General features: G+C 44.6%; 14 protein-coding genes and 8 pseudogenes. 6 read left to right on the plus strand and 16 right to left on the minus strand.

Features of this window, described 5'->3' with window-relative positions:
• Positions 1-357 precede the first annotated feature (357 nt).
• A complete protein-coding gene (locus ACWGOO_RS08910) occupies positions 358-570 on the plus strand; it encodes a hypothetical protein (RefSeq protein WP_452482600.1) in 213 nt (70 codons plus the stop codon).
• Positions 571-752: 182 nt separating this feature from the next.
• Here the strand turns inward: ACWGOO_RS08910 and ACWGOO_RS08915 are convergent.
• The 11 genes and pseudogenes from ACWGOO_RS08915 to ACWGOO_RS08965 all read right to left on the minus strand — a co-directional run.
• Positions 753-965 (minus strand): annotated as a pseudogene (locus ACWGOO_RS08915) (NAD(P)/FAD-dependent oxidoreductase); the annotation flags it as partial.
• A gap of 223 nt (positions 966-1,188) precedes the next feature.
• The gene (locus ACWGOO_RS08920) at positions 1,189-1,692 is read right to left on the minus strand and encodes a ferritin (RefSeq protein WP_452482602.1); all 504 of its coding nucleotides are present in this window, start codon (positions 1,690-1,692) and stop codon (positions 1,189-1,191) included.
• A gap of 17 nt (positions 1,693-1,709) precedes the next feature.
• Positions 1,710-2,324 (minus strand): annotated as a pseudogene (locus tag ACWGOO_RS08925) (glycoside hydrolase family 48 protein); the annotation flags it as partial.
• Between the two features lie 6 nt (positions 2,325-2,330).
• Positions 2,331-2,495 (minus strand): annotated as a pseudogene (locus ACWGOO_RS08930) (glycoside hydrolase family 48 protein); the annotation flags it as partial.
• A 55-nt stretch (positions 2,496-2,550) separates the two neighbouring features.
• Positions 2,551-2,880, minus strand: a complete 330-nt coding sequence (locus tag ACWGOO_RS08935) for a hypothetical protein (protein ID WP_452482604.1) — start codon at positions 2,878-2,880, stop codon at positions 2,551-2,553.
• 84 nt (positions 2,881-2,964) lie between these two features.
• On the minus strand, positions 2,965-4,158 hold the full coding sequence (locus tag ACWGOO_RS08940) for a winged helix-turn-helix domain-containing protein (RefSeq protein WP_452482606.1): 1,194 nt from the start codon (positions 4,156-4,158) through the stop codon (positions 2,965-2,967).
• Positions 4,155-4,343 carry a hypothetical protein gene (locus tag ACWGOO_RS08945; RefSeq protein ID WP_452482608.1) on the minus strand — a complete coding sequence of 63 codons (189 nt, stop codon included), beginning with the start codon at positions 4,341-4,343 and terminating at the stop codon, positions 4,155-4,157. The genes ACWGOO_RS08940 and ACWGOO_RS08945 overlap by 4 nt, the downstream gene beginning before the upstream one ends.
• A gap of 137 nt (positions 4,344-4,480) precedes the next feature.
• Positions 4,481-4,792, minus strand: a complete 312-nt coding sequence (locus ACWGOO_RS08950) for a hypothetical protein (RefSeq protein ID WP_452482610.1) — start codon at positions 4,790-4,792, stop codon at positions 4,481-4,483.
• Positions 4,793-5,074: 282 nt separating this feature from the next.
• Entirely contained in the window at positions 5,075-5,542 is a 468-nt protein-coding gene (locus ACWGOO_RS08955; RefSeq protein ID WP_452482612.1) for a DinB family protein, read from the minus strand.
• A gap of 658 nt (positions 5,543-6,200) precedes the next feature.
• Positions 6,201-7,025: an NAD(P)-dependent oxidoreductase gene (locus ACWGOO_RS08960; protein WP_452482614.1), complete on the minus strand. Its 825-nt coding sequence runs from the start codon at positions 7,023-7,025 to the stop codon at positions 6,201-6,203.
• 76 nt (positions 7,026-7,101) lie between these two features.
• Positions 7,102-7,485, minus strand: coding sequence for a MerR family transcriptional regulator (locus ACWGOO_RS08965; RefSeq protein WP_452482616.1), 384 nt, complete (start codon positions 7,483-7,485; stop codon positions 7,102-7,104).
• Positions 7,486-7,636: 151 nt separating this feature from the next.
• Between ACWGOO_RS08965 and ACWGOO_RS08970 the strand changes: the two are divergent.
• Together ACWGOO_RS08970 and ACWGOO_RS08975 are read left to right on the plus strand one after the other, a co-directional pair.
• Positions 7,637-8,056 (plus strand): annotated as a pseudogene (locus tag ACWGOO_RS08970) (Tn3 family transposase); the annotation flags it as partial.
• Positions 8,057-8,398: 342 nt separating this feature from the next.
• Complete coding sequence (locus tag ACWGOO_RS08975; protein ID WP_452482618.1) at positions 8,399-8,767, plus strand: DUF423 domain-containing protein; 369 nt, start codon at positions 8,399-8,401, stop codon at positions 8,765-8,767.
• 179 nt (positions 8,768-8,946) lie between these two features.
• On the opposite strand, the pseudogene ACWGOO_RS08980 reads toward ACWGOO_RS08975, so the two are convergent.
• Both ACWGOO_RS08980 and ACWGOO_RS08985 read right to left on the minus strand, forming a co-directional pair.
• Positions 8,947-9,299, minus strand: a pseudogene (locus tag ACWGOO_RS08980) (sugar phosphate isomerase/epimerase family protein); the annotation flags it as partial.
• Positions 9,300-9,317: 18 nt separating this feature from the next.
• On the minus strand, positions 9,318-10,052 hold the full coding sequence (locus tag ACWGOO_RS08985; protein WP_452482620.1) for a thioesterase II family protein: 735 nt from the start codon (positions 10,050-10,052) through the stop codon (positions 9,318-9,320).
• A 277-nt stretch (positions 10,053-10,329) separates the two neighbouring features.
• Between ACWGOO_RS08985 and ACWGOO_RS08990 the strand changes: the two are divergent.
• The 3 genes and pseudogenes from ACWGOO_RS08990 to ACWGOO_RS09000 form a co-directional block, all read left to right on the plus strand.
• Positions 10,330-10,577, plus strand: a pseudogene (locus ACWGOO_RS08990) (GH36-type glycosyl hydrolase domain-containing protein); the annotation flags it as partial.
• Between the two features lie 290 nt (positions 10,578-10,867).
• Complete coding sequence (locus tag ACWGOO_RS08995; RefSeq protein WP_452482622.1) at positions 10,868-11,986, plus strand: GGDEF domain-containing protein; 1,119 nt, start codon at positions 10,868-10,870, stop codon at positions 11,984-11,986.
• A 165-nt stretch (positions 11,987-12,151) separates the two neighbouring features.
• A complete protein-coding gene (locus ACWGOO_RS09000; RefSeq protein ID WP_452482624.1) occupies positions 12,152-12,670 on the plus strand; it encodes an NAD(P)H-dependent oxidoreductase in 519 nt (172 codons plus the stop codon).
• Positions 12,671-12,763: 93 nt separating this feature from the next.
• Here ACWGOO_RS09000 and ACWGOO_RS09005 read toward each other — a convergent pair.
• The 3 genes and pseudogenes from ACWGOO_RS09005 to ectB all read right to left on the minus strand — a co-directional run.
• Positions 12,764-12,973 (minus strand): annotated as a pseudogene (locus tag ACWGOO_RS09005) (MFS transporter); the annotation flags it as partial.
• Positions 12,974-13,009: 36 nt separating this feature from the next.
• Positions 13,010-13,325, minus strand: a pseudogene (locus tag ACWGOO_RS09010) (helix-turn-helix transcriptional regulator); the annotation flags it as partial.
• 185 nt (positions 13,326-13,510) lie between these two features.
• Positions 13,511-14,773, minus strand: a complete 1,263-nt coding sequence (ectB, locus tag ACWGOO_RS09015; RefSeq protein ID WP_452482626.1) for a diaminobutyrate--2-oxoglutarate transaminase — start codon at positions 14,771-14,773, stop codon at positions 13,511-13,513.
• Positions 14,774-15,256 lie beyond the last annotated feature (483 nt).

A 15,256-nucleotide genomic window follows, 5' to 3' on the forward strand; every position in this document is an offset into this window, starting at 1 on the left:
ATGTTTTTATGTTATTATAAACAAAGAAGTAAATTAAAGCATGACATTATAATGTATAAGTATATTATACATACATTAATACAATTAAGTTTGTGAGATTTTAATGATATAAAAGCCACGTTACTCTTTAGTTGAACACAATAGGTAATTTTTCAAAATTCTTTTTTAGAATGCTGCTTGATTGCGGGTAAGCTGATTTCATTTCTTCCTTAAAAATCAAATTAAAGAAATTCAAATGGTGATTTACGGCAACATCCAAGGGTTTTCGAATAACGTTTTCATAGGATATCTCCTCTTCCTTCTGGAGCAAAACAGGAATGAGGTAGATTCTGCATAGTTACACTCCCGGGTTCTTGCATGGATTCGACTATTATTGTTGTCAAACGTTTGGAGCTTAAATTGCTCCACAATCTGCGGATCGCTGAGCCCTTGCGGACCTTGGCGAATATGATCGAGATCATCGTGATAATGGAATGTTTTAACTGTCTGACTCTGCTATGTATGATCGTATTCCTCCAAAAGCTGGTTATGCAGAACGACACTGCTCGTAGCATCAAAAATGATGTGTGAGCATGGCAGCAGCGAATATTCCCGCAAATTCAAGCGAACCAGCATAATTCGGTAGTGCAAAGATTGAGTCTGCTCATATGGTTCAAATAAAGATTCGACATGATGGATGGAGAAGCTGCTGTTGTGTCTGTACCGGATAGACTGAAAGATCCACACAAGGCAATGAAATATGTTCCGGTGTTGGCCGTATGATAGATGCCCGGAGATTCGGACACAACGACAAGCGGTTGATCCCGTAGCTCCCAGCCGTCGCAATAGGGGCAATTAAACAAGCTTTTTCCGTATAGTGGATAAAAGCCTTCGATCTCGGGAAAGATCTCCTTTACGCCCGTCGCCAAAATCAGTTTTCGCGCTTGAACGCGCAGGCCTGACGAATCAAGCACCTCAAATCCGGCGGGTCCTCCGCCAATAATAGCACAATCGTAAATCATGATACTCATCTCCTATAAATAGATATTAAAGACTTGTTATATCTATAACATCCTCGAATTTGCTAATGTGTCAAGCTGCACTCGAAAAAAAAACGCAAAAAAAGCCCGAAAACCGGGCTTTTCTAATTTCTCGTCTCATAACATGCCAGCCATATCCTTAGCATTCAGACGAAATGTGCATGTTGCTTTATTCCGCAGGGGCTACAAAGGTGCGCTTGGCAAACTCACTGTCCAGCATGTAAAAGGCATTGCTGTCCCTTTCAATCCGTTTGAGCTTCTGGATTACACTGTCGAACAGAGCTTCCTCTTCGACTTGCTCATCAATAAACCATTTCAGGAAATGGATCGTCGCATGCTCACGCCCGTCCAGAGCCAAGTCAGCCAAATGATAAAATTTCTGCGTATTTTGCTGCTCGTGCTTGTAGCCATGCTCAAATACGTCCAACATAGAATCGTAGCTATTTTTAGGCTCCGGTAATGCTGCCAAAGTAGCTCGCCCTCTGCGGTCATTAATATATCTGTATAACTTCATCGCATGAAAACGTTCCTCTTCAGCTTGTACCAGGAAGAAGTTTGCGAACCCATCCAAACTTTCGCTGGAGCAATAAGCAGCCATCGCCAGATATACGTGAGCGGAGTAAAACTCAAAATTCATTTGCTCATTCAGAGCCTGTGCCAAATTGTCTTTCATGTCTCAGGTCACCTCGGTCATATATGTAATGATGTAGCCATCTTAGTGTACCACAAGAGTGTCGGCGGGAATATACAATATCGGAGAAATATCATCGGGAAACGGGAGCAATACAATGTGAGTCCCCCCCTTGCATTGCTCCAGCTCAGTGTAACCTGAGCATCGCCGGCACTTGCTTTCACATCTGTCGGAGCTTTGGGAGCTGTCGGCTCGGTTGTTCCACTATTGTTGATGAGACGGTCAGATTCCGCATAAGCTGTCGCCATATCGACTTGGGACCAGAAACGGTGATACGTAAATTCCGGAGCGCCTTTGTCCAGTTTTTTTCATCTGATTATTCCAAGAGGTCGTGTATTTGTCCTTGAGATAAGACCATTGCGGATCTTTGGTGATGTTAGGCCGGATATCGGTATAGCTGGAATACGTACCATTGCCGCCCTTGGACGGATCAGATGCGGTAGCGTCTGCGCCAGGAATGGTGTTGCCTTGCCCCGTTTTACACTCCAGCCGTTCGGGATATACACTTCTTTCATAAAATAACGATAATAAACCTCACGTGCCTCCTTCGTGGTAATGCCTACGCCGTCATTGTAGCCCCAAGCAGCATCCAGTAAAGCTTTGGACAGATCCTTGTATACTGGAGCCCCCGAGTAAGCCAAACCATAAAAGGTACTCGTGCCCGACGGATACGCCTTATAGGCACCATCCCAGCTATTCGGGGTAGTACCAGCGAAGCTGACACCACCCGCAAAGTATATGTAATTAAATAGTAAATTCATTGAATCAGCGTGCATGGCCAACATTTCTTTGAACGATTGAGGAAATGGAACAATGCGATCCTTGCTCTCCTTGCCCTTGTTAATCCGGATCTGACAGTAATGAAAGTCTATATCGGAAAGTTTGATATTGTAGGCTGGGCCTTCGAAGATCCTCTGTCACAGTTCGCTGCCGATACTGGGTCAATACTTTAAGAGGGATTTCACGAAACAGATCATCCGGAAGTTCTAGATTTTGAAACGTTCGCAGCTTGCTTACTTCTCTTAACACACTTTCGACACCTGGTTTGCCCGGATCGGCTTTCAGCTCTTGAAAAGAAAGAAGTCCCTCGTCATTGCTTGAACCGCCCTGCTCTTCATCCAGAAATGCGATATTATCAAGTAAATACATCCAAATTTTAACTTCAATCAATTCAAACGGCGCTACCGGACGCATCGGCTTACCTGTTTCGTATGAGGAAGCTTGTCCGCAAACGGTACCGGGGAACTGGAAATATCAGTCCATAGACTCTGTCGAAATCGTCTCGCATCCGTTGAATAATGCGAAATTTTGAAAACAATTGTTCAAGGCTGTTCGCAACTGCTTTGTTGGCTGTATGCCGTTCTCGTACCAGATGTTTTTAACAACGAGCGTCCCGGCTTTTCGCTCCGCGATGACCTCGGCTCGTCCGATGAGGCTTTCTCCGTATAATAGAGGCAGTACATAATAGCCGAATTTCCGTTTGATTGCGGGCTTGTAAATCTCCCAGGTGTAATCGAAGCCAAACAATTCGTTGATCAGCTTTCTGTCCCATATCAAATTGTCCAGCGGGGCAATCAGCTCGCAGCGAAATTTCAGCTCCGGATTTTGCAGGACGGCTTCAATAAGCGGCAAGTCCTCCGCGCGGCAGTACAGCGTATCCTTCAATTGCTCTACGGCAATAGCAACAATGCGAGCTTCGTCCAACAACTGGCGGAAAACCTCGTTGCGCTGCTCCGCTTTCAATCCCCAAATGTTTAGCCAGGCATCGGATGCGCGATTCCATAAAAGGCCAACAGCGCCGATCCGGCGCAGTACCCGCCACTTGTGATGCTCAAGCTCGCCCTTCAGCGGCTCCGACGCATTCAGCAGATTTGGCTGTATGTACTTCCCGGCAATATCGTAATATTTACGTATTCCTTTTTTATGATGGATAATCAACTCGCCTGTCGAGTACATCTGTTCCAGCACCGAACGGGATGTATTCTTTCCGCTGCTCCAGTGGATGACCGATTGCCACGAGAAATTTCCATCCAATTTTAGATCATCCGAACTTAGAGCACCGTGATTTTGGATGTGAACCCGCACTTGTTCTGTCAATACTTCCATTTCGGGATAACGCTTGGCATGTTGTCGGGCGGCCTGCCTGTACCGCTCAAAATACGGCCAGTCCTCGACAGGGATAATAGCCAAATTCTTGTCGGGATAATCGATCAGGAATCTATCCTTATACAGCAACTCGTCGAGCATGTTCTTGGTAAATCCTTTGATTCGAGATTGTAGCACCAATTCGGCGTTTTTTCCGCAAACATCGATGGGATCGTATTGAATACAGCCGACCTGCCGCACAAAACCCAATACTCCCTGCTTTTCAGTAAATTGATATTCACCTAACAGCCCGTGCTTCAATAACAGAAATTGCCGTGCCTGGCGGTTCGTCAATTCGATCATGTACGCATCGACTCCTTAACGAAACAAACGGGAGCCGCTTGCACATGATGATGGATGGCTAGGTTGCTTTTCTCAATAAAGTTATTATTTGCTTCTTGCCATAATGACGGTATCCATTTGGGAGCTTCATTAGCAACCCCCTTTCCTAATACCGAAAATTGCTCTTTTTCAACGATTTCAACCACACCTATTCCCCCTATCCGTGGAAAACACAAAAAACAAACACATGTTCCCATAACATTTTACCATTGTCTAGAGAATAAAAACAAGAGGTATTGAAAAATAACCGCTCGCTAGTGTAGCCTTCCACGCTTGAACCCCACTAGAAATTCATGTACATATACAACGGCGCTATTGGACTTGTCCGGTTGCCATCTTCGTCCGATATTGCTTTTCGGGAAGCATACTTCGTCCGTATCGTCTTGAAGCTGAACCCCAAGCCCGTATATAGCTTATGAATCTGATCGTTCTCGCTGTGCAGCACCATCGCCTTGCCTTTGATTGTTGCCAGCCGACGAGCAAGATCACGATGATCCTTGAGAGAGAAGCCGTCCTCGTAATAATCGGTTCCGTCATAGTAAAGCGGATCAGCCAAAATTAGTGCTTCCGTATTGTCGCTGTACACTTTGATCACTTTGCTAAAATCCCAGTTTAGCAGTTCGACCAATTGGAGTCGGTTGGAAACTGAATAGAAGCACTCACACTCCTTGTAGTAAAACTTGCCGAAGTTTGACCCGTCGGAAGCATTGGTTCGAAAACCCGTACTGCTCTTATGGATTAGCAACAGCCGTCATGTGAACCCTCCCAGGAATAAGTTTGTTGCATGTTACCTTGGTTGGATATATTTCTCAAGTTTAGATTTTATAGATTCGTAAATAAAAATGCTCCCTTATACGCTAAGGAGAGCATCTTTTCGTTAGTGCATTTCTTTTGTTGGTCCCATCACAGACGGTACTTGTAAGCCTGCTTGACGTAATAGTACCATCATTTGGCCGCGGTGATGTGTTTGGTGGTCAATTAAGAAGCGTAATAATTCGCCTTTTGTTGTAAGACTCGCAATGCCTGTTTCTGTTAGCATGTCCTCATCGGATAGCTTGGCTACCTCTTCCTTGACCGCCTCTGCTGCTTTTTCGTAAGCTGCTACAATTTCTCTTGCTGTCGCTGGAACTGATTCATCTTGACCAATCATTGGTACAGTTAAACCTGCTAAATGACTAAAATAACCGGTTGTTTCTACTAAATGCCAGCCTAACCAACCTAGTGTACTGTGCCCTTCCAAAATACTTTGTCCTAATTTGTCATCTGTTACGGCTTGTAATACTTGCAATGTCCCTTTTACAGCCACTGCCCATTCCTTTGAAAAATCATCCACTTGTCGATACATCCAAACTCCTCCTCTATCATTCACGTCTCTTTTATCATACAAAATATTTGCTCAAAAGAAAAGAAAAAAACAAACATATGTTCTTGTTGAAAAATGCAGACGAAATATGTAGTGCGGGGTTTCTTGAACGTTGAATTTGACAGATAATCAATTGAAAAGGTTATCTCTAAAATGCAAATAAGCAAAATTACATTTTAAATGGGAACACCAAACAAGAGAAAATTTTATTTTTGTTAGGTGTTTTTTAGGAAGGCAATACCATAAGAAATAATTTCGTCTGGCGATCGTCCGGTACTGCACACAGTGTCCGATGAACACATTCAAGCGGCGCTTAATGATCTATCCAGAGCTGAGGTCTAACCCGCATTGAAATGGCATGAACGCCGCGAATCTCTCAAGATATGAATCACAATCTAAATTTACAGCGATCAGGGCCGACGATCCGATAATTGTGAAGGGTATAGGTGTGATCTTCATGTCCAAAGACCATGGTTCACTTATGTGTACCCATGGTCTTCATGCTAATTATTTACATTTACTTTACCCCTGGTGTCAGCTTCGCTGGGACTACCCCTACTATGAATTTCTTAACATCTATTGGCTGGAATTGCTTAATAAAAGCGGGTATCATCTCATGAACGCGCACCGGATTTTGATGTTAGTCTTGTCTCTGCTCAATGCTCAAAAGGTCGTACAATAGACTTGACATAGGAACGGGCGAGTCCACTTGTTGTGCCATTTTTTTGAAGATACCTACATCCTTCAATGGGATCTTGTTCTGTGTGAACAGATGCGCTTCTTTGTCGACAACCATCTGGCCATATCTTTTATAGATAGGAGCGTTAAACAGCGTTTGGGTTAGCATATCAATCACGGCTTTGGGATCGCCCCCGTTTTTCTCGACCATCGCGAGGGCTTCTCTAATTGTGTACACGGCAGAAGCTATCATGAAGTTTCCAGCGAGCTTAACTTGGTTTGCTGCGCCGACTTTCTCACCGAAGTCGAAAATATTCGATCCTCCCATCGCCTCCAGAATCGGTCGAATGCGTTCCTTGGCCTTTTGCGGTCCTGCCATGGGGATGGAGAGTTGACGGGCGACTGCTGCCTGTGGCACTCCGAAGATCGGCGCGTCCACCAGGATACTGCCATGCTCTGCGTGAAGAGCTGCAAGCTTCCTTGATGTGTCAGGCGATATCGTACTCATCGAGATGTGAACACCGCCTGTTCCAAGCTTCTCTAAGAAGCCTTCGTTCATGACGACGCTTTCGACAGATGCATCACCCCATAAAATAGTTGCAACAATTCCCCCGCTCGTTACTGTCTCAACCGGCCGGGACGCCAGCTGTGCGCCCTGAGCAACTAGTGAGGCAGCTTTACTCGCAGTTCGGTTGTACACCGTGAGAGCATATCCGGAATTAAGGAGATTGGTAGCTATAGGTAAGCCTAAATTGCCAAGTCCGATGAATCCGATATTTTCATTCATAATATTTGACCCTCCTACAAAAAGTTTGTAATCAAAGATGACGCTAACGTCATCTTTGGAGTAAAAAAAATTAATGCTACTCTCTTTCCTCGAACCAGCGCTCGAAGCGTTCGATGTTGGCCTGTAAATCAGCGCGGAATTGCTGTAACCCACCGATCTTCTGATCAGCCTCTGCCAGATGCTGCCGCAGGATAGAGAGGACTTTCTGCTTAGGTTGTACTCCACTAGGGTCAATGAAATAGAGATCAATAACGTCTCTTATTTCTTCCAGGCTGAGCCCAAGCTTCTTTAATTGGTCAATTTTCCGGAGGCGGGCCACCGTCTCTTCTGTGTAGTAGCGCTGGCTGTTGCCTTCTCGCTCACCAGGAGGGATCAGTCCTATACTCTCGTAATATCGAACGGTGCGGTGAGTTACCCCGGCTCGTTCGGTTAAATCACCTATGCGCATGCGGTCTTTCATTGCTCACCTCAAAACTTTACGTTAACGTCATGTTTATAGAATATCATCATACAGTGGTCTTGTAAAGGGCGTACAAATGGCCTGTACATCCGCATTTTGCTGTTGGTGCCCAATTAAACGAAAGTTTGAAGATATGCTTTAAATATTTTAAGTCTTTGGTTTAACGCATCTGCTTGGATTTCGTTTTGCGCCGCGCTTACGCGACTTGGCTGATTCCAAGCTCTACGCTATTGGGAACCCTTCCGATTTTACTAAATTGGAGAACTTGCTGCGCGGACAGTTTAATACAAAGATCATTCAGGAAAACTACGATAATGTTCTACGGCTGGCTCACTCCATCCGGGAAGGCACCGTTTCAGCATCACTCATTATGGGGAAAATCGGTTCCTATTCACGACAAAACAGCTTGGCAACCGCGCTACGGGAAATGGAGCGTATTGAGAAAACGATCTTCATCATCCTGGATCACCTTTCGAGCGAGGCGCTGCGGCGAAAAATCCATCGGGGGTTGAACAAAGGGGAAGCCATGAGCGCATTGGCCAGAGCAATCTTCTTCGGGAAACATGGCGATTGGTTAAACGTAATGTATGTTCATATCGCTTTTGCCTGCATGGCTATGGCGGCGGGCTGATCACTTTTGCATCTATCCTCTCCATTATCAAATTTGGCTTTACACAAGCTTTTGTTCAGAAAAACGACAGCACAAAAAGACAGGGCCCTTACCTCACTTTCCCATCTAAAAGGTGGAGGACACGCTGTCCATTAGCTCCAAATGCTTCACATTGGCCCTGGCAAAAATATACCACACCCGCCGCCAATTGAGAGTCGAAAAAATCAATAAGTTTAGGGTTTAGCAATGAAATTTGACGAAATCACATGAAATCGGTACGATTTTACAGGGAGGCGTTACAACATGAAAATTTTACTGGTGCTTGGTTGTACGATGATGTTTTTAGCCGTAGCTCTAGGAGCGTTCGGGGCACATGCTTTGAAAAAAAGACTTTCCGCAGACATGATGAGCATATTCCAGACAGGTATCCAATATCATATCGCTCACGGACTGGGCTTGGTTCTGCTCGGAGCAGTTGCAGGAAATCTGGTCCATTCTTCTCTGATCGTTACCGCAGGCTGGGTTATGCTCGCAGGCATTCTCCTGTTCTCCGGCAGTCTGTATGCTCTTAGCTTGTCCGGCGTGAAAAAGCTCGGAGCGATTACCCCGATTGGCGGGGTCGCTTTTTTAGCAAGCTGGGTGCTTGTGATTGTGGCGGTAGTGCAAGGTTAAACAAAGCTAAAGAAGAGAGACTTGGAAAAGTAGATGCTTCCAAGTCTCCCAAACAATTCTCGAAGTATGAAAGAATACTATTATTACGACTGTACTTCTTGCTCCTCCTGAGCCGCTAAGCGATGTCCCTCAATGTAGCGTTTGGATTCAGCCATCTGGGATGACGGTATTTCTCCGCCGCCATCCTCATTACGTCCGACTTCAGCAGCCATCATTGGTGCTCCTATCAGGCTCGCATATCGGATCAGCTCTTTAAAGTGCCCTACATTTTCACGCAGCAGTTCCTCATCCTGTTCAAAAAAAGGCAAATAGCACCCAAGAACCGATATGGATAATCTGTGCTTGCGGAATTCCTTCGCGATAGACAGCGTCCATTCCCGAGCTGAACTTGCCCGGTTTGTTAAAGTCCACATCACTGATCGCTCTCCACGGAGCCAGTTGAACATGGGTGAAGCCTGCTTCGCCTACCTTTGCAGCCAACTCGCGATAAGGCAACTTGGCCAAACAATTGCGCCAATACGCCTACAGTCACTTCAAATCACCTCTTTTTTTAATATGGCGTCCTGCTTGCCACAGCACTGCGTTCCAAGGTCTCATTAATGATTTGCGTAATTCGTTCCACCTCGTCATGAATAAAAAAGTGCCCTCCATCAAAGGTGAAAATTTGAAAATTCTGATCTGTATGCTGCCCCCACGCCTCTGCATCTTGCAAGGTCATCGTGTTATCGGCCAGTCCTGTCAAGGCTGTGACCGAACAATTCAAAGGTACGGCTTGGTCCGTGTACTTATACGTCTCAACGGCTTTGAAATCCGCTCTTAGCACCGGGATAAAATAGTCGTATAATTCGCGATTGTCAAAAATGACCTCCGAAAGCTGACCATACCGCTGCAAATGCGTCCTGAACTGCTCTGCGGTCAAATCATGGGTCCACGGGAAATCTCTCGGGACATGCGGTGCCCGTCCACCAGATACGAACAGATGAGCAGGCTTGCCATAACCGCCAGTCACCAGTTTATAGTACAGCTCGAATGCGATCATCGTTCCCATGCTGTGACCATAGATGGCGTAAGGATCGCCGGGGGCTATCTCTTGACCGATCTTGAGCAATAAATCTTCGCTCATTTCCTCAATGCTGTCCTTTAACGGCTCTCCGGAACGAATACCTCTGCCCGCCAGCTCCAGCGGAACAAGCTTAATCTGCGGAAGCAGCAGCCTTTTCCATTTGAAGCTGACTGATGCCGATCCGCCTGCATATGGAATGAAAAACAATGTGATGGGTGCCATTCTTGTAACCTCCTGTCATGCTGAGTCCTAACTCATTCATTTTAGCATATAAAGGTATATTTACCCATTTTATTTTTTTGCAAATTCAAGAAAAAAGTCCGGAAATTAAGCATCTTTTGCATCAGGCAGGAAACCGCTTCTTTTAGGAAGAACAGCTTCTTGTTTGAATATAATAATGTATTTTGCCTATGTCATCCACACCTCTCAATGACGATATGACCCATTTTCAGCGCAACCTGAACACGTGCGAGGCCTATTGGAACAATCTGCTGTCCAAGGTCTTTATCATCAGTACCAGCCTTTAACCAAAAAAGGAAACCACGAGTCGGCGGCGGCTTCAACGATGATCCGTTGTGGCTAATTGTCGGCACTGCTGCGTATATTAAAGAAACCGTAGACTTCGCCATATTAGACGAACAGGTGCCCTTCGATGGGAATGAAGAGCATACCGCTAACCTGTTTGAGTATTTGAAGCGATCCTTTTATCATGTGGTTAACAATCTCAGCCATCGCCTGGGACTAATTCACAATCACTCGCGTCTTTCGCGGCGATACCTACGTGATTCAAATCACGAATCCACAACAAATATCCAAGGGTGTAGCTACAGTCACGAAAGATGAGACTGTCCTCACGGGCAATGTTCTGCCGGTTGCAGGAGATGGTGCTAACCACCGGGTTAAATTGTTATTGGGCTGACAAGTACATTGCCAAGTACATTGGCACCTAAATCGACCCTAAAAAATTAGCTTCAACTTCATCACATAGTATCTTATAATACGAGAATGGCTAAAGATATATTAAGTGTGGTGACATCATGACCAAGGCAAATCGACTTACACAAACCATGGATTGCAAGATGAAGCAAGCCCGCTGGGTACACAAAATGTTATTACTGTACTGGATGATTATTGCCGCACATTTTATCACCCAGTTGGGCTGCTATTTGTTTCTTGATTACCACGCTTCGCCTTATGAATTTTACGTTAAAACCCTTATTGTTCCGACACTGATCATGAGTGGCTCCAATTTGCTTGCAGAAATAGTTCATTTTAAATGTAATAGGTATTCTTTCGCGATTCTGTTTATAGCGAGCACGGTCATTTGCTGGACGATCATTCGACTAAACTACGATATCCGAATTATTACCGCGTTGTGTTTGTTGCCTATTTTCTCATCCATCCTGTTTTTCAATCGTCGCTTAATATGGATCTCCTTTGTCTTGCAAGTTGTGGTTTTTTTTCTTTTGTTGGCAGTGGATAGTTCATTCCGTACTTATTTGTCGGGCTTTGATATCGTGGCAATCCCTTCCTTTTTGATTATGTCTACTTTTATGGCTCTCATTATTCAGGCAAGCGGTCGCGATCTGTTAGTGGATTTGCACAAAACACAGCGCGCCCAGCAAGAGTTGATGATCAGTAACGCGATTATAAGCAAAATGTCGATGACCGACGGGTTAACCAAATTGTACAATTATTTGTCCTTTCAGAACTTCTATGAAAAAGCACTCGAATATGCTGAGCAAGGCGCCATTATCCATCTTGCGTTAGTGGATATTGATAATTTCAAGAAAATTAATGATAATTATGGGCACCAGTTCGGAGATAAAATTTTGGAGGGTATTTCGCAAATCATTACAGAGCAGATTACAGCTGATGATATTGCGGCCCGCTATGGTGGTGAGGAATTTGCCATCCTGATGTTCGAGCATACCTTTGAAGAAGCTTATCAAATCGCCGAAAACATCCGGCACGAAGTGGAAAAGATGACCTTTTACGAAAAAAAGCGAAATATTTCCGTAACCGTAAGCATTGGGCTGAAAAGCTATACAGAAGAAATGAACAAAGACACGTTCTTTCAGGAAGCGGACGACTATCTATATCAAGCCAAGCGTTCTGGCAAGAATAAGATAGTTTCGCTCAATCATCTTGCCTAATTCAACAGAGCATATTCACAGGGGGATTTCTCCGGCACTCGCTTGCCGGAGATTTATTTTTTTAAAAGACAAATCATTTGACAAAACTATAAGCTGAAACTATAATAATTACAAGTCATAACGTAATTTACTTACATAAAATAAGTTGAAGGAGATGTTTTTCGTATGTCAACACTTGTTATTGTAACCCACCCTAATCTTGCGGAGTCCCGCGTTAACAAAAGATGGGCCCATGAGCTCAAAAAGCAATCGGGTGTAACCGTTCATAACTTGTATGAAGTATACCCGGATGAGAAAATCAATGTAGCTCAAGAGCAGGAAATGCTGGAGCAGCATGACCGTATCGTACTGCAATTTCCTTTTTACTGGTATAGCACCCCTTCCCTGCTGAAAAAATGGGAAGATGCGGTGCTGACTTATGGTTGGGCATTTGGAAGCGAAGGTGGCAAGCTGCAAGGCAAAGAGTTATTGATTGCTCTGTCTGCCGCTGGTGTAGAGGAAAACTATCAACAGGACGGACGGAACAAATACACGATCGAGGAGCTGTTGAGACCTCTCGAAGCTACAAGCCACATGATTGGTGTCAAATTGCTTCCTTATTTCGTGCAATATGGTGCTGGGGCTCTGACCGATGAGGAGCTTGAGCAATCCGCGCAAAGATACGCGCAAACCGTTACTTCTTAAGTTATTGCAAATAGCCCCTTGGTTGGAGCTGCCACCTGCCGTGACGCAGAACGTGCCAGTTTATCGACCAAGGGGCTTTTTTAAGTTTAATTTTCAAATCAAGAATGATAACGAACTGCGTTCTGATTGCACGGAAGCGACCTTCCTCCTGCTATTCAGCACGAAACCTAATGTATAGACCACAGCCCCCAAGTCATAAGCGGCGGCAAAGCCCCCCATATGCTCGATCATCCAGCCTGGCAGCGCCGGCCCCAGCATCTGCTCTACTGCATAAAATATAGAAATAAACCCGATGGCAGAGAGAACATATTTGGACGGAACCTGCTGTGAAGCTTTGGCCTAGATCAAGCTGACCAGCCCTCCGATGCTCAAACCCCAAATGATAGATGAAATCGCAAAACCCCACACGTCAAGCGTACCCGGATTGCAGCCGTATTTTTCGGAACGCCTCTGCAAAGTAGCTTGGATTGGAATAACCCACCGCACAAGAAACTTCCGTCACAGTATTTCCTCCGAATTGCAGTAAATGAAGTGCCTGATCCAGCCGTTGTTCGCGCAGATCTCCAAAGACGGTTGTTCCGTACATTTCCTTGTAGCCCATTTTCAATTTGTAGCCACTCATACCGATCATGCGTGAAAGCTGCAAGAGAGACGGCAACTGGATTCATGCAAGCCTGAAAAGCGCGAAACGAATGAGGTCCGAGTAAATCCTGAACAGCGTTTCACTCCAATATTGTTCATTGATAATTATTCTCATCATTAGTGATTTGACAAAGAACCTCCTGCCGCTTGAAAATAGCAGCGATGGAGGTTCCCGTCGATCTGTTAAAATATGAAGATTTACAAAGTAACCAATGTGCTGGACACCTGAACCATGCTTTCTTTAATAATATTGCAACCTTCACGCAGGTTTTCCAAGCTGATCGTTAACGCTGGCATAATTTTAATTACCGTATCGTTACTCCCAGCCCGCTCAATAATGAGCCCCCTACTAAAGCAGAGAGTCGATACCTCCTTGGCGAACGCTTCTCCCAGATGGGATACATCAATTCCCCAGATTAGGCCCAAGCCACGAATTTTAATGAGAGGATCAATGGTTTGAATATGTTCACGCAAAAATTGCTGGACAAAAGCCTCTTTTTCCTTCACCTGTGCTTCCAGCCCTACCGTATCCCTGAACTCCAGCGCTGCCTTTGCAGCGACAAAAGCAAGCTGATTTCCACGGAAGGTGCCATTGTGCTCACCAGGACTCCATATATCCAATTCCGGCTTGAGCAGCAACAGGGACATAGGCAGTCCGTATCCGCTGATTGACTTGGACAAAACAACCATATCAGGAACGATACCCGCCCGCTCAAACGAGAAGAACGAACCAATCCGGCCGCAGCCAACCTGTATATCGTCAATAATCAGCAAAATATCATGATCATCGCACAGCTGCCGTAAATCACGCAGCCATTCGGTATCTGCAATGTTAATACCGCCCTCAGCCTGTACTGTTTCCAAAATAATGGCCGCTGGCTTTTCCACCCCAGAATGGGTATCCGTTAAAAGCTGCTCCATATATAAAATGGTATCCATGCCGTTAAACGTACTGTTAAAAGGGATGAAGGTAACGTTATTCAAGGATACACCGGCGCTCTCTCGCATGGAGTTGTTACTGGTAACAGACAAACCGCCTAGCGACATGCCGTGAAACGCGCCCATAAAAGCAAAAACTCCATTTCTTTTCTTCACCTTGCGTGCAAGCTTCAATGCGGCCTCCACCGCATTAGTACCAGTCGGACCGCAAAATTGCAGTTTATAATTCAAGTCCTTGGGCTGGAGAATACGCTCGGAGAAAGACTCAATAAACTCCTGTTTGGCCGTAGTATACATATCCAAACCATGCATAATCCGGTCTGAGGTTAAATAATCCAAAATCCGGTTTTTCATAAAATCATTATTGTGCCCGTAGTTCAAAGCTCCTGCTCCGGCAAAAAAGTCGATATATCCCTCTCCTGCCTCTGTGTACATCACATCGTTCTTCGCTTTGTTGAAAACAACCGGAAAACTTCTACAATAGGATCTTACATTGGACTCCAGTGCTTCGAATGTGTTCATAATCTCTCGTCCTCCCGCTGACCTAATTTGAAAAAATACAAGCATGGAAAGCAAAAAAAGTGTAAATATGTAATCTAAAATGAGAAGACAATCTAACTCGCAATGGGGTAGCCACACCAAAGAATCATGAGTACGCTCACGAGAACGATAACTATTGAAAGTAAATTAAATTCCAGAAGATTAAGTGGTGGGGTTTTCTAAGGGGTCTATCAGTAGATGTCACTCCTATGTAATAAAATACCATAACTTTTTTTGAAGTCAATGCATGTTTTTTATTTTTTTTGTTGAATTTTTGTAATCGAGGGTTCGAAATTTAAGTTATTTTGTTAATTTTCCACGAAAAATGTCGAAATAGAGCTGAAAACCTCAAAAATAGTACATTTCCATATCAAAAAGATATGAATTCGTTCTATTGGGATATTGGTTTGACCCAGTCCCCCTGTAATTGTGCATGGTTGTATGCGATAGTAAAAGGATGTTATT

Source organism: Paenibacillus sp. NPDC055715 (assembly GCF_053617595.1).

What these genes read in the sequence shown, in the direction of transcription:
- ACWGOO_RS08985 (WP_452482620.1), bottom strand. Translation starts at nt 10,052, where the DNA reads ATGGCACCCATCACATTGTTTTTCATTCCATATGCAGGCGGATCGGCA.
- ACWGOO_RS09000 (WP_452482624.1), top strand. Translation starts at nt 12,152, where the DNA reads ATGTCAACACTTGTTATTGTAACCCACCCTAATCTTGCGGAGTCCCGC.
- ACWGOO_RS08955 (WP_452482612.1), bottom strand. Translation starts at nt 5,542, where the DNA reads ATGTATCGACAAGTGGATGATTTTTCAAAGGAATGGGCAGTGGCTGTA.
- ACWGOO_RS08940 (WP_452482606.1), bottom strand. Translation starts at nt 4,158, where the DNA reads ATGATCGAATTGACGAACCGCCAGGCACGGCAATTTCTGTTATTGAAG.
- ectB (WP_452482626.1), bottom strand. Translation starts at nt 14,773, where the DNA reads ATGAACACATTCGAAGCACTGGAGTCCAATGTAAGATCCTATTGTAGA.
- ACWGOO_RS08975 (WP_452482618.1), top strand. Translation starts at nt 8,399, where the DNA reads ATGAAAATTTTACTGGTGCTTGGTTGTACGATGATGTTTTTAGCCGTA.
- ACWGOO_RS08965 (WP_452482616.1), bottom strand. Translation starts at nt 7,485, where the DNA reads ATGAAAGACCGCATGCGCATAGGTGATTTAACCGAACGAGCCGGGGTA.
- ACWGOO_RS08960 (WP_452482614.1), bottom strand. Translation starts at nt 7,025, where the DNA reads ATGAATGAAAATATCGGATTCATCGGACTTGGCAATTTAGGCTTACCT.
- ACWGOO_RS08920 (WP_452482602.1), bottom strand. Translation starts at nt 1,692, where the DNA reads ATGAAAGACAATTTGGCACAGGCTCTGAATGAGCAAATGAATTTTGAG.
- ACWGOO_RS08910 (WP_452482600.1), top strand. Translation starts at nt 358, where the DNA reads ATGGATTCGACTATTATTGTTGTCAAACGTTTGGAGCTTAAATTGCTC.
- ACWGOO_RS08995 (WP_452482622.1), top strand. Translation starts at nt 10,868, where the DNA reads ATGACCAAGGCAAATCGACTTACACAAACCATGGATTGCAAGATGAAG.